The organism is Pseudomonas entomophila, assembly GCF_018417595.1.
Taxonomy (GTDB): Bacteria; Pseudomonadota; Gammaproteobacteria; order Pseudomonadales; family Pseudomonadaceae; genus Aquipseudomonas; species Aquipseudomonas entomophila_C.
Window position 1 is genome coordinate 1384018 of the sequence record NZ_CP070982.1, and the last position, 13264, is coordinate 1397281.

A 13264-nucleotide genomic window follows, 5' to 3' on the forward strand; every position below is an offset into this window, starting at 1 on the left:
TCATTCGATGCGTACAGCCGTACGTACCCTGGTCACCCTGTGCGTGGTGATCCTCGCCGTGTTCGCCGGCTACCAGCTCTGGCAGTACTACATGCTCACGCCCTGGACCCGGGATGCGCGGGTGCGGGCCGATGTGGTGGTGATCGCCCCTGATGTGTCGGGCTGGGTCAGCGCGCTCAAGGTCCGCGACAACCAGCAGGTCAAGGCCGGTGAACTGCTGATGACCATCGACCGCGAGCGTTTCCAGGCCGCCTTCGACCAGGCCAGCGCCGTGGTCGAGACCCGCACCCAGCAACTGCGTCTGCGTGATCGCGAAGCGGCGCGGCGCACGGCGCTGGGGACCGAGGCGATCAGTGCCGAGCTGCGCGAGAACGCCCAGATCAACGCTGCCGTTGCCCGCGGCGAACTGCACGAAGCCGAGGCGCAGTTGCAGGTGGCCAGGATCAACCTGGCACGTAGCGAAGTGCGCGCCCCACGTGGCGGGCATATCACCAACCTGCGCCTGGCCGAGGGCAACTTCGTCAATACCGGGCAGTCGGTGATGGCGCTGGTGGACGATGCCACTTTCTATATCCAGGCCTATTTCGAGGAAACCAAGCTGCCGCGCATTCGTGTCGGCGATACGGTGAACGTGTGGTTGATGGGCGCGGGCGAGTCGATGCAGGGTCATGTGGAAAGCATCAGCCGCGGGATCACCGACCGCAATTCGACACCTGACGGGCAGTTGCTGCCGGAAGTGGAGCCCACCTTCAACTGGGTGCGGCTGGCGCAGCGGATTCCGGTGCGCATACGGTTGGACCAGATCCCCGAGGGGGTGACCCTGAGCGCGGGGATGACAGCTAGCGTGCAGGTGCATGAGGACCAGGGGCAGCGATGAGCCTGGCCCAGTGGGGCAATGGGACGCTCAGCGCCCCTGGCCCGGCTATGCCGGGCATCGCCAGCAAGGCTGGCCCCTACAGATGAGCGGCGGCAGTTCTCAGGGCTGCTGTGCGGTGGCTGCCAGTACGATTTCGCGAATGCACACCTGTTGTGGCTGCTGGTAGGCCCACAGGATCGCCCCGGCCACATCCTCGGCACTCAGCACCACGCCGCCCATGTCATTGGCTTTCCAAGCCTCGTAGCCGCGCTTGATGTCCTCGTCGGTGGTATGCCCCAGCAACTCGGTCTCCACCGCTCCCGGTGCGATGGTGACCACGCGCACGTTGTGCGGTGCCAGCTCCTCGCGCAGGTTCTCCGACAAGCCATGCACGGCGAACTTGCTGCCGACATAGGCGACATGGTTGGGGAAGGTCTTGCGCCCGGCCACGGAGCTGACGTTGATCAGCGTGCCATGGCGCCGCTCGAGCATGCCGCCGACCAGCGCATGCACCCCATTGAGCAGCCCCTTCACATTGATGTCGAACATGCGCTCCCACTGCTCCGGGTCCTGCTCGCTCATCTGCCCTAGCAGCATCACCCCGGCGTTGTTCACCAGCGCGTCGGCCGGCCCATGCAGGGATTCGGCTTCCTTCACGGCCGCCACCAGCGCGGCACGATCACGGATGTCCACCGCACGGCACAGGGCATTGGGCAGTGCCAGGGCTTCCAGGCGCTCCAGGCGCCGGGCAATCAGCAGCAAAGGGTGGCCCGCGGCGGAAAACAGACGGGCGGTGGCGGCACCGATGCCGGAGCTGGCGCCGGTGACGATGATCAGTGGTTTGTTCATGGTGGCCTCCAAGGCATAATCGCTTTCGATGGCGGGAATTCTAGATAGCGTTCCCGGCCATTAAAAACGGCTTATTTCTCTGGCTGGCATCGGTTCTATCTATGGATATCCGTCACCTCAAGGCGTTCATCGCGGTATTCGAAGAGCGCAACATCACTGTAGCCGCCCAGCGCCTGTGCGTGGCCCAGCCGACCTTGTCGGTAACCATTCGCCAGCTGGAGGACGACCTGGGCGCCGAACTGTTCCTGCGCCAGGCCCGTGGCGTCGAAGTCAGCGAACAGGCTCGCGAACTCTACCCCCTGGCTTGTCGCATGGTGGCCGAAGCCGATGCATTGCGCCTGCGTTTTCGCCAGGGCCAGGAGCGGGTGCCCTTGACCTTGGGCATCGAGGCGGATATCGCCCCGGCCCAGGTCGAGTCCTGCGTGCGTCTGGCCAGCCAGGCGGTGCCCGGGTTGCAACTGACCTTGCTGGAAGGATGCGCCGGGGATGCACGACTGGCCGATGAGGCCCAGCGGTGTGAGGACGAACTGTTCCTGCCGCTGTGGGACGAGGCCTTTGTCCTGGCGATGACCACAGGCAGCCAACCGGATGGACGCTGGATCACCTGCCCGCAGCACCCCTCGCACCAGCGGCTGATGAGCCTCTATGACGAGGGGGAGCAGGTCGGGCAGGCCGGCTCGCTGCAGCAGTCTCTTATCATGGTCGCCGCTGGCCTGGGGAGTGCCTGGCTGCCCCAGTCGCTGGTCGAGCGGTATCCAGGGGTCTATTGGCAACCCGCCCCAGGGCTGTCGTTGCGCCGCCGTGTCGGTTTGTGCCTCACCACCCAGGCCCTGGCGCTGCCGGCATTGGCCAGCTTGCACCAGGCACTCATGGGGACTTGATCGATCAGAGGAACATGCCGCCGGAGACCTCCAGGCGCTGCCCGGTGATCCAGCCGTTGCCCTCTTCCAGCAACAACGCGATGGCCGCGCCAATATCATCGGGCAAGCCAACCCGCCCGAGCGCGGTGTTCCCGGCAATGAAATCGTTGACTTGCGCGTTGTCGCGCACCACGCCACCGCCGAAGTCGGTCTCGATGGCGCCCGGCGCAAGTATGTTCACCCGGATGCCGCGTGGCCCCAGCTCCTTGGCTTGGTAACGGGTCAGCACTTCCATCGCCCCCTTCATCGCCGCATAGGCGGCATAGCCGGGCAGGGTGAAGCGGGTCAGGCCGGTGGAAATATTGACGATGCGTCCACCGTCGGCAATCAAGGGTAGCAGGCGCTGGGTCAGGAAGAAGGGGCCCTTGAGCTGGATGTTCAGCAACTGCTCGAACTGCGCTTCGCTGGTTTCGCTGAACGGCACATTCAAGCCGATGCCGGCGTTGTTCACCAGGAAGTCCAGCTGACGGCGGCCAAAGCGCTGCTCAAGGGTGTCACCCAGGCGTTCGATGAAGGTGGCGAAGCTGGCGCTGTCACTGACGTCCAGCTGCAACATGGCCGCCCGCACGCCGGCCTGTTCCAGCCTTGCTGCCACGGCCTGGGCCTCGTCGGCCTTGCTGTGGTAAGTGCCGATGATATCGATGCCGCGGGCGGCGAGGTGTTCGGCGGCGTTGCGGCCCAGGCCGCGGCTGGCGCCGGTGATCAGGGCGATCTTGCGAGTCATTGCGGTTACCTCGTGGTGGGGCGGTGGCTGTTGGCGACAGGTTATTGATCGGATGGTGGCTGTTAAATCCTGTGAACTCGGAAATACTGTTCGCAAAATTTGGACAGTTGGTGCCATCGATGAACAAGCTGGAGCTTTTGCGCACCTTCGTGAGGGTCAGCGAGTTGTGCAGTTTCACCCAGGCCGGCGACAGCCTCGGGTTGCCGCGTTCGACCGTCTCCGAGCAGGTGCGGGCCTTGGAGCGTTTGCTTGGCACACGCCTTTTCAACCGCACCACTCGCCGCGTGCAGGTGACCCAGGATGGCGCGTTGCTGTACGAGCGCAGCAAGGACCTGCTGTCGGGCATGGACGAAATCGAAAGCCTGTTCCGCGCCGACGATGCCGAGCTGGCCGGGCGTTTGCGCATCGACCTGCCGACCATGATGGCGCGTCGGGTCATCGTGCCGGCCCTGCCAGGGTTTCTCGAGCGTTTCCCGCGACTGGAGGTGGAAATCAGTTGCACCGACCGCCAGGTCGACCTGCTGCGCGAAGGCTTCGATTGCGTGATGCGGATCGGCACGCTGGGCGACCTGGACGTGGTGGCTCGCCCGGTTGGCCGCCTGAGCATGTGCAACTGCGCCAGCCCCGCGTACCTGGAGCGCCACGGTATGCCGCGAAACCTCTCGGACCTCGCCGACCATCGCTTGGTCCATTACGTGCGTACGCTGGGTGGCCGCAGCCAGGGTTTCGAGTACGAGCAGGACGGCGAACTGCGTTTCCAGGCCATGGGCGGCGTGGTCACGGTCAACAACGCCGAGGCTTACTCTGCAGCCTGCCTGGCCGGCCTTGGCTTGATCCAGGTGCCGATGGTCGGGGTGGATGAACACCTGCGTCGGGGTGAGCTGGTGTCGGTGCTCGAGCCCTGGCAGGCGCAAGCGATGCCGGTGTCGCTGCTCTATGCCCGGCAACGCCATGTGCCGCGTCGGGTCCAGGCCTTCATGAACTGGCTGGCGGTGTTGCTGGAACCCCAGGTCGATCCAGCGGCAGGCGCAAGCTGAACAAGGTACCGCCCTGGACGCTGGACGCCACTTCCATATGCCCGCCGTGGGCCAGGGCGATCTGGCTGGCAATGTACAAGCCCAGCCCCAGGCCTTGTTGCGGGGTGTCGGACATTGGGCGAGTGAAGGGCTGGAACAGCAGTGGCAAGGTCTGTGCGGGAATTGGCGTGCCTTGATTGTGCACGCTCAGGTTGAAGGTACGGGCCTCGATGCTGGCTCGCACGGTGACCGGACTGTCTGGCGCGCCATGGGCCAGGGCGTTGGCGATCAGGTTCGACAGCAGTTGCGTGAGCCGTTCGCGGTCGCAGTACAGCCCATCGACTTCGCCGATCTGCAGGTCGATGCGCCGTTGCGGGTGCACCCGCTGCAGCTCCGAGGCGACATGGCACAGGGCCGCGCGCAGGTCGCGGCAGGGTTGCAGGTTGAGCGCGATACCGGCCCCCAACCGCCCACGGGCGAAGTCCAGGACATCCCGTACGAGCTGAGTGGCACGTTGGCCGCAGGTCAGGATGTGCTGGGCGATCAGCAGCTGTTTATCGTCTTGCAGGCGCTGGCTCAACAGTTCGGCGCCGGCGGTGATGGCGAACAGCGGGTTGCGCAGGTCGTGCCCCAGCACGGCGATGAACTGTTCACGCACCTCGGCCATGGCCCGTTCCTTCAACAGGGCCTGTTCGGTGCGTTGGGCGTTCTCCTCGCTCTCGATCTGAATCGCCAGCAAGCGCGCGAAGGATTCCATCATCGGCTGGATGGCTGTCCCTTTCAACGCAGTGGGGTTGGGGTCGAGGGCGCAGATGGTGCCGAAGAAGCTACCATCGGTGCGCAGCACCGGCACTGAAATGTAGCTTTCGAAGCGGTATTGGCGCGGCGTGTGATGATGGCAGTACTGCTCGTCCTCGCTGGCCTTGTCGATCACGATGGTCTGGCGGGTGCTGCGGATCTCGTGGCACAGCGTGGTGGTCACGTCGAGTTCGCCACCCACATCCAGGCCGAAACCCAGGGTGTCGAGCACGGCGCAGGCCGTCCAGCTGTTTTCGGTTACCCGCGCCACGGCGGCAAAGCGTAGGCCGGTGGTCTCGCAGATCACCTGGAGAATGGCGGGCACCGCATTGATACGGCCGATGATAGCGATGTCGGTGTTGACGGCCTGGGTCATGAAAGGTCCGGAGTTAAAGCGGGTAAAAGGGGCCATGACCCAGTTTAGCGGGCTTGTGAAAAACGAATGAAAAACCTTGGCGAACCGTCTCGCAGTTGCGTTAGGCTGGCACCTGCGCGTTGCCCGCCAGAGGCGACCGCCCCAGCCCGGCGTGCGTCACTTCCGAATTTCTTTGCGAGGTTACGTCATGGCCATCACGTCACAGGACATCTGCAACGCCGCCGACCAGCTCAAGGGCTTCGTCGGTTTTCATGGCAAGCGCGGCACCCATATCGTGCGCTTTTCCGAAGACTCGTTCGGCATGGATGTGGCCGACGACAGCATCACCCCCTGCAGCGAGTTCGTATGGCGCGCCGATGGCGACTTGCGCATGGCACTGTGCCGCGAGCGCCTGGCGCTGCTGTTCGACCAGCATGTGGACGACCGCCTGAACATCGGCGAGCCACTGCGCCTCTACCTGCGGCGTACCGACTTGCCGGAAATCGTTGCCGAGCGCAGCCCCGTCAGCCGGTAAGTGTCGTTGCTTCAGGAGACACCCTGGCGCACCTCTCGCGCTGACAGCAGAGCTTCGAAGCCTTCCCGGTCCACCGGTCTGCTCAGGTAGTACCCCTGCACTTCGTGGCAGTTTTCCTTGCCCAGCGCCTGGAGCTGCTGCTCGGTCTCCACCCCCTCGGCGGTGACGGTCAGGCCCATGGCCTGACCGAGGTTGATGATGGCCTGAACCACCGCCTTGTCATTACCGCTCTGGCTGTTCAGCCCGGCGATGAAGCGCTTGTCGATCTTGATACTGTCGAACGGATAGGTGCGCAGGTAGCCCAGCGACGAGTAGCCAGTGCCGAAATCATCCATGTTCAGGCGCACGCCCAGCTCCTTGAGCGCAAGCATGGTGGCCAGGGCGCCTTCGATATCGTTGAGCATCACGTTCTCGGTGATCTCCAGCTCCAGGCGCTGGGCCGGGAAGCCGGTTTCCAGCAACACCTGGCGCACATCGGCAACCACGTCGCTGCGGGAGAACTGCGCGGGTGACAGGTTGACCGACACCAGCAATTCTTCCGGCCAGTCACGGGCATTGCGACAGGCTTCTGTCAGCACCCAGCGACCCAGGGGCACGATCAGGTCGCTCTGCTCGGCCAGCGGGATGAACGTGTCCGGCCCCAGCAGCCCCTCCTGCGGGTGTTGCCAGCGCAGCAAGGCCTCGACCGAGACGATGTGCAGGTCATCCAGGCGATAGCGCGGTTGGTAGTGGAGCACGAACTCGTGTTGCTTGATGGCTCGGCGCAGGTCGTTTTCCAACTGGCGACGGTACTGGATCTGCTGGTTCATCTCCGGCGAGAAGTAGCGCCAGGTGTTCTTGCCGTCGGCCTTGGCCTGGTAGAGGGCGATGTCGGCGCAACGGATCAGTTCGCCGGCATCGTAGCCCTGGACCCGAGTCTGGGCGACGCCGATGCTGGCGCCGATATGCAATTGATGCTCCTCGTAGCTGATGGGTTGCTGCAGCAGGTCAAGCAGGCGGGCGCAGAAGCGGTCGATCTCAGTGCGGGTGTCCAGGCCGTGCAGCACCAGGACAAATTCGTCGCCGCCCAGGCGGGCGACCAGGTCATCGTCACGGGTGGTGTCGCGCAGGCGATTGGCGACTTCCTGCAGCACCGCGTCGCCAGCCGGGTGGCCGAGGGAGTCGTTGATCGGCTTGAAGCTGTCCAGGTCGAGCAGCAGCAAGGTCAGGGGCGGCGAGTCACTGCCACGCAGCAGCGCCTGCTCCAGGTGGCGCGAGAGTTTGTTGCGGTTGGCAAGGCCCGTCAGGGCATCGTGCATCGACAGGTGCTGGATGCGGGCATGGGCGGCGACCTCGTCGGTGATGTCGCTGGCGGTGCCGCGAAACCCTGCGAGCTTGCCGTCGAACACGATCGAACGTGCCGAGACGCGGCAATAACGGTTCTGCCCGGTGGCGTCGTCGTAGTTGCAGCGCAGGTTGGCCAAATGTTGCGCATCGCTGTCGGCCTGGCTATCGAGCCAGGGCAGCAGGGGCGTGGTGTCGCAGGCCAGCAACTGGTTGAGTGGCTGCCCCAGCCAGTGCTCGACCGGGTAGCCGGTGACTTTGACGAAGCGTTGCGACAGATACGTCAGCCGATGGTGCCGGTCGGTTTCCCAGATCCAGTCGGACGCTGCCTCGGCCACGGCCCGAAAACGCTGCTCACTGGCTTCCAGTGCCTGGTTGCTTTGCTGCAGGCGCAGCAGGCTCTGGTCGATGGCATGAGAACTGCTCAATGCGTGACGGAACAGGTAGACCAGCACCAAGCCCATGATCAGCAGCACGCCAAGCAAGGGCGGCAGTACCGCCCAAAGCAGCTGGCGGCCTGGCTGGGGGCTGTCCCAGACCAGGTGGTAGCCAGTTTCGCCCAGGTCGATGTGCGGCTGTACGGGCGCATCGCCGGCATTTTTCTCCAGACGCATCCTGGCCAGCCCCGCGCCTTCGCCCAGGCGGGCGAGCTTGGCTTCGGTCAACTGGTCGATGAACATCATCACCGGGGCGTGGCTGACTTCGCCCTCGGTCACTTCCTTGTCGGGCCGTATTGCCGCGGCGCTGAGCACCGCTGGCCAGCCGTTGAAGCGAGTGAAGTGAGTGACCTGTTCACGGGCCGGAGCGGCCTGGCGTGCCTCGGCGATCAGCGCAGCCGGCGCGGTATCGAGGTAGGCGCCGACAGGCGAGTGGGTGGGCTTGCCCTTGAACAGCGCATAGGTGGTGGTGTCGTCCTCGACCACGAATACGCCTTCGTAGCCGCTGGCGCTGTAAAGCGATTCGCCGACATTCTTCTCGTCATAGGCCCATTGCCAGTCGACCTTGCCGACCAGGTGTTCGTAGGCGGCATCCCAGACGGCATAGCTGGAAAGAAACTGACGCGAGGCCAATAGCCGTTGCTCCAGCGCCTGGGTGGCGTGGAAGGTACTGCGCTCACGCTCCTGCCGGTCGAGGGTGGCGGCGATGTTGAACAAGGCGCCCAGGGCGATCAGGCAGGCCAGGCCGAACACGGCACAGAAGGCACTGACCAGGCGACGCATCTGCAGGCGCGAGGTGGGCGTGGAGGGTGAAAGGTCGACGTTCCTGTCCATGTACGGGCGACTCCTTCGACAGCCGTCTTCCGCCCGAGCCTGGGGGAAGGTTCACTCAGGATAGGCCAGCCTGAGCGTCGTGGCGCCGCCGCGGGCGAAATTGACCTGATCGCGCCCCTGGTGCTTGGCCGCATAAAGCGCTCGGTCAGCCTCCGCCAGCCAGTGCTCCGGGGCGGGAAGTCCTGGTTGAAATGCCGCCAGACCGATACTCAAGCTGATGCGCAGGTCCGGCAGTTGCGGGTTGCGGTAGTCACCCACACGTTCGCGCAGGCGTTCCATGGCCTGGCAGGCATGGGCTTCCTGTGTGCCGGGGAGGATCACGCAGAACTCGTCGCCACCGTAGCGTCCGGCCAGGTCATCCTCGCGCAGGCTGCGCTTGAGCTCCTGGCTGAGTTGGCGCAGCACGCAGTCGCCGACCACATGGCCGTAGGTGTCGTTGATGGTCTTGAAGTGGTCGATATCGATCAGGGCGATGACCGCTGGCAGTTGCTGCTGCTGGCAGATCTGGAACTTGAGCAGCAGCAGGTCCTTCCACGAACCATGGTTGAGCAGGCCGGTAAGGCTGTCGGTGCGGCTCAGGGCGCTCAGGCGGCGCTTGTGCTCGGCCAGCTTGATCGCCAGCTGGTAGCACACCCAGCCCAGGGCCAGCGGGTAGAGCGTGAGCATGGGCAGGCAGGCGAACACCTGCAGCTGCGTGGCTTGTGGCTGATAGCCGGTGCCCAGAAGGGCGCTGGCCAGCAGCATCCCGCATGACTGGGCCAGCAAGCCCCGCAGCAGCAGGTGTTTGCCACCGGCGGCGACGTTGTTCATGGTCATCATCGACAGGATGGTGACTGTGGGCAGCGGATTGAAATGCATGGCCGCGGTCCAGAAGCCGCCCATGAGCGAATCGATCAGCAGGTTGCGCTGTTCGGCCTGGTAGGGGGTGACCGAGCGCAGTGCCCATTGGTAGGCCACGTGCGGCCATGCCAGGCCGTTGAACAGCAACAGCGCCCAGGCCCAGTGCGGCAAGGCCAGCGGTGCGACGGCGGCCATCACGCTGAACAGGCCGATGCCCAGGCCGATGATCCGCGGCAGATAGATGCGCCTGACGAATGAAAGCCCCTTGCCGCTGCGGTTGTCGATCATGGTTGTCGTTCTTCTGTGAGGCGCCGTTTATCGCATAAGTCGTGTGAATATTGTTGAGCAATCGTTCATCGGCGAAAAATGACCTTGCAAGCCAATTCACGGTTGATCCGATCCCTGGGCGGTAACGTGAAGGCTTTCTTTTTGCTCGGAATGCTCTCGCTCATGGCCCCCTGGCTATCCACCCCTGGCGAGTCGGCACCGCGCCGAGATGGACGTTCCAGCAACTCGGCCGCGGCACGTCAGGTGTCGTTTTTCGAGGGTTTTGCATCCTTCGACAGCTTTGAAGGCGGCTTGCCGCTGTCACTGCGGACCTGGGCGTGGCTGATGAGGGCGAAGATGAAACTGCCGCCCATGATATTGCCGGCCAGGGTGGGCAGGGCGAAGTCCAGCCAGAATGCGCGCCAGCTCTGCTCTCCGGCCCAGACCAGGTAAGACACCTCCACCGAGCCCACTACTATATGAGTGAAGTCGCCCAGTGCCATCAGGTAGGTGATCATCAGGATGATCCAGATCTTGGCGTGCTCCATGGACGGTATCATCCAGACCATGGTGGCAATCATCCAGCCCGAAACGATGCCCTTGGCGAACATCTGGAAAATGCCGTTCTCCATCACCTTGCGCCCCACTTCAAGGAAGGCGCTGTCGGTCTTGGCATCGAAGATCGGCAGTTCGAGCATCACCCAGGCCACCAGCAACGTGCCCGCCAGGTTCCCCAGCAGGACGATGCTCCATAGACGCAGCAAGCGGCCAAGGTTGGCCAGGGTAGGGGTGGTCATGACCGGCAGTACCGCGGTCAGGGTGTTTTCAGTGAACAGTTGCTGGCGAGCCAGGATCACCGCGAGAAAACCCGCGGCATAACCCAGGCTGGCAATTACCTGGGCGCTGTCGCCTTCTGGCAGGCGGGCATAGAACAACCCCATGGCCATCAACGACAGGCCCATGGTCAGGCCGGCCGCCAGCGCCGACCACCATAATGCGGCGAGGGTACGTTCCAGTTCCTGATCGCCCTGGGAGCGGATGATCTCGTGCAGCACCGCAGCCCTGGGGGGTTGATTGTGGCTGACTTCCTGCTCTTCGTCCGCCGATAGCCCAGGGGTCTTTTCGCTTTGTGCATCGCTCATGGCCATGGCGCTCCGCTTAGGTGTTTCTCTACAGATCAGAGGTCATGGCGAATAGTTGCCGAAGGGGCGCCAAACGGCGATTTAAAGTTTTTTAGATCAAGGTGTTGACTCTGATTTCAAACGGCGTATTATTCGCCTCCTCGCAGCGTTGAACGCGACGAGGCAAGCGGTAAGTTGTTGAGGTTGAAGGTGTTTTTTAAAGGCAGCTTCGAAAAAACTTCGAAAATAACGCTTGACACGAAATGAGGCTGGCGTAGAATGCGCGCCTCGGTTGAGACGAAACGCTCTTAACCAATCGCTCTTTAACAAATTGAATCAAGCAATTCGTGTGGGTGCTTGTGAGTACGGACTGATAGTCAACAAGATTATCAGCATCACAAGTGGCCATGCGAGAAATCACATAGTCATTTGAGATTGCTGAGCCAAGTTTAGGGTTTCTTAAAAACCCAAGCAGTATTGAACTGAAGAGTTTGATCATGGCTCAGATTGAACGCTGGCGGCAGGCCTAACACATGCAAGTCGAGCGGATGACGGGAGCTTGCTCCTTGATTCAGCGGCGGACGGGTGAGTAATGCCTAGGAATCTGCCTGGTAGTGGGGGACAACGTTTCGAAAGGAACGCTAATACCGCATACGTCCTACGGGAGAAAGCAGGGGACCTTCGGGCCTTGCGCTATCAGATGAGCCTAGGTCGGATTAGCTAGTTGGTGGGGTAATGGCTCACCAAGGCGACGATCCGTAACTGGTCTGAGAGGATGATCAGTCACACTGGAACTGAGACACGGTCCAGACTCCTACGGGAGGCAGCAGTGGGGAATATTGGACAATGGGCGAAAGCCTGATCCAGCCATGCCGCGTGTGTGAAGAAGGTCTTCGGATTGTAAAGCACTTTAAGTTGGGAGGAAGGGCAGTAAGTTAATACCTTGCTGTTTTGACGTTACCGACAGAATAAGCACCGGCTAACTCTGTGCCAGCAGCCGCGGTAATACAGAGGGTGCAAGCGTTAATCGGAATTACTGGGCGTAAAGCGCGCGTAGGTGGTTCGTTAAGTTGGATGTGAAAGCCCCGGGCTCAACCTGGGAACTGCATCCAAAACTGGCGAGCTAGAGTATGGTAGAGGGTGGTGGAATTTCCTGTGTAGCGGTGAAATGCGTAGATATAGGAAGGAACACCAGTGGCGAAGGCGACCACCTGGACTGATACTGACACTGAGGTGCGAAAGCGTGGGGAGCAAACAGGATTAGATACCCTGGTAGTCCACGCCGTAAACGATGTCAACTAGCCGTTGGAATCCTTGAGATTTTAGTGGCGCAGCTAACGCATTAAGTTGACCGCCTGGGGAGTACGGCCGCAAGGTTAAAACTCAAATGAATTGACGGGGGCCCGCACAAGCGGTGGAGCATGTGGTTTAATTCGAAGCAACGCGAAGAACCTTACCAGGCCTTGACATGCAGAGAACTTTCCAGAGATGGATTGGTGCCTTCGGGAACTCTGACACAGGTGCTGCATGGCTGTCGTCAGCTCGTGTCGTGAGATGTTGGGTTAAGTCCCGTAACGAGCGCAACCCTTGTCCTTAGTTACCAGCACGTTATGGTGGGCACTCTAAGGAGACTGCCGGTGACAAACCGGAGGAAGGTGGGGATGACGTCAAGTCATCATGGCCCTTACGGCCTGGGCTACACACGTGCTACAATGGTCGGTACAGAGGGTTGCCAAGCCGCGAGGTGGAGCTAATCTCACAAAACCGATCGTAGTCCGGATCGCAGTCTGCAACTCGACTGCGTGAAGTCGGAATCGCTAGTAATCGCAAATCAGAATGTTGCGGTGAATACGTTCCCGGGCCTTGTACACACCGCCCGTCACACCATGGGAGTGGGTTGCACCAGAAGTAGCTAGTCTAACCTTCGGGGGGACGGTTACCACGGTGTGATTCATGACTGGGGTGAAGTCGTAACAAGGTAGCCGTAGGGGAACCTGCGGCTGGATCACCTCCTTAATCGACGACATCAGCCTGCTGATGAGCTCCCACACGAATTGCTTGATTCAGATGTAAAGACGATCAAGACCCAAAGTTTTGCCTTACTAGGTCTGTAGCTCAGTTGGTTAGAGCGCACCCCTGATAAGGGTGAGGTCGGCAGTTCAAATCTGCCCAGACCTACCAATATGCGGGGCCATAGCTCAGCTGGGAGAGCGCCTGCCTTGCACGCAGGAGGTCAGCGGTTCGATCCCGCTTGGCTCCACCACTTTCGCAGTTGTGTCACTTGATCAGAACTTAGAAATGAGCATTCGTTGATGAATGTTGATTTCTGGCTTTTGTCAGATCGTTCTTTAAAAATTCGGATATGTGATAGAAATAGACTGAATGCCAG

Annotated in this window: 10 protein-coding genes, 2 tRNA genes and 1 rRNA gene; 7 read left to right on the forward strand and 6 right to left on the reverse strand. The window is 61.9% G+C overall.

Features of this window, described 5'->3' with window-relative positions; translation table 11 throughout:
- Nucleotides 1–7 precede the first annotated feature (7 nt).
- Nucleotides 8–877 carry an efflux RND transporter periplasmic adaptor subunit gene (locus JYG34_RS06075; RefSeq protein WP_213659889.1) on the forward strand — a complete coding sequence of 290 codons (870 nt, stop codon included), beginning with the start codon at nucleotides 8–10 and terminating at the stop codon, nucleotides 875–877.
- A 99-nt stretch (nucleotides 878–976) separates the two neighbouring features.
- Here JYG34_RS06075 and JYG34_RS06080 read toward each other — a convergent pair whose 3' ends face one another.
- Entirely contained in the window at nucleotides 977–1705 is a 729-nt protein-coding gene (locus tag JYG34_RS06080) for an SDR family oxidoreductase (RefSeq protein WP_213659890.1), read from the reverse strand.
- A gap of 101 nt (nucleotides 1706–1806) precedes the next feature.
- Here JYG34_RS06080 and JYG34_RS06085 point away from each other — a divergent pair, with 101 nt between their 5' ends.
- The gene (locus tag JYG34_RS06085) at nucleotides 1807–2586 is read left to right on the forward strand and encodes a LysR family transcriptional regulator (RefSeq protein WP_213659891.1); all 780 of its coding nucleotides are present in this window, start codon (nucleotides 1807–1809) and stop codon (nucleotides 2584–2586) included.
- 4 nt (nucleotides 2587–2590) lie between these two features.
- Here the strand turns inward: JYG34_RS06085 and JYG34_RS06090 are convergent, their stop codons facing one another.
- The gene (locus JYG34_RS06090) at nucleotides 2591–3349 is read right to left on the reverse strand and encodes an SDR family NAD(P)-dependent oxidoreductase (RefSeq protein WP_213659892.1); all 759 of its coding nucleotides are present in this window, start codon (nucleotides 3347–3349) and stop codon (nucleotides 2591–2593) included.
- A 119-nt stretch (nucleotides 3350–3468) separates the two neighbouring features.
- Here JYG34_RS06090 and JYG34_RS06095 point away from each other — a divergent pair, with 119 nt between their 5' ends.
- Nucleotides 3469–4386, forward strand: coding sequence for a LysR family transcriptional regulator (locus tag JYG34_RS06095; RefSeq protein WP_213659893.1), 918 nt, complete (start codon nucleotides 3469–3471; stop codon nucleotides 4384–4386).
- Here JYG34_RS06095 and JYG34_RS06100 read toward each other — a convergent pair.
- Complete coding sequence (locus tag JYG34_RS06100; protein WP_213659894.1) at nucleotides 4325–5539, reverse strand: GAF domain-containing sensor histidine kinase; 1215 nt, start codon at nucleotides 5537–5539, stop codon at nucleotides 4325–4327. The genes JYG34_RS06095 and JYG34_RS06100 overlap by 62 nt on opposite strands.
- 187 nt (nucleotides 5540–5726) lie before the next feature.
- On the opposite strand from JYG34_RS06100, the gene JYG34_RS06105 reads away from it, so the two are divergent.
- Complete coding sequence (locus tag JYG34_RS06105; protein WP_213659895.1) at nucleotides 5727–6053, forward strand: DUF2025 family protein; 327 nt, start codon at nucleotides 5727–5729, stop codon at nucleotides 6051–6053.
- Nucleotides 6054–6064: 11 nt separating this feature from the next.
- On the opposite strand, the gene JYG34_RS06110 is transcribed toward JYG34_RS06105, so the two are convergent.
- From JYG34_RS06110 to JYG34_RS06120, 3 genes are all read right to left on the reverse strand, one after another.
- Nucleotides 6065–8647 (reverse strand): bifunctional diguanylate cyclase/phosphodiesterase, encoded by a 2583-nt coding sequence (locus JYG34_RS06110; protein ID WP_213659896.1) that lies wholly within the window; start codon nucleotides 8645–8647, stop codon nucleotides 6065–6067.
- A 51-nt stretch (nucleotides 8648–8698) separates the two neighbouring features.
- Nucleotides 8699–9775: a diguanylate cyclase gene (locus JYG34_RS06115; RefSeq protein WP_213659897.1), complete on the reverse strand. Its 1077-nt coding sequence runs from the start codon at nucleotides 9773–9775 to the stop codon at nucleotides 8699–8701.
- Between the two features lie 239 nt (nucleotides 9776–10014).
- On the reverse strand, nucleotides 10015–10896 hold the full coding sequence (locus JYG34_RS06120; RefSeq protein ID WP_213659898.1) for a formate/nitrite transporter family protein: 882 nt from the start codon (nucleotides 10894–10896) through the stop codon (nucleotides 10015–10017).
- Between the two features lie 458 nt (nucleotides 10897–11354).
- On the opposite strand from JYG34_RS06120, the gene JYG34_RS06125 reads away from it, so the two are divergent.
- From JYG34_RS06125 to JYG34_RS06135, 3 genes are all read left to right on the forward strand, one after another.
- Nucleotides 11355–12891 (forward strand): 16S ribosomal RNA (locus JYG34_RS06125).
- Between the two features lie 88 nt (nucleotides 12892–12979).
- Nucleotides 12980–13056 (forward strand) — tRNA-Ile (locus JYG34_RS06130).
- 6 nt (nucleotides 13057–13062) lie between these two features.
- Nucleotides 13063–13138 (forward strand) — tRNA-Ala (locus JYG34_RS06135).
- Nucleotides 13139–13264 lie beyond the last annotated feature (126 nt).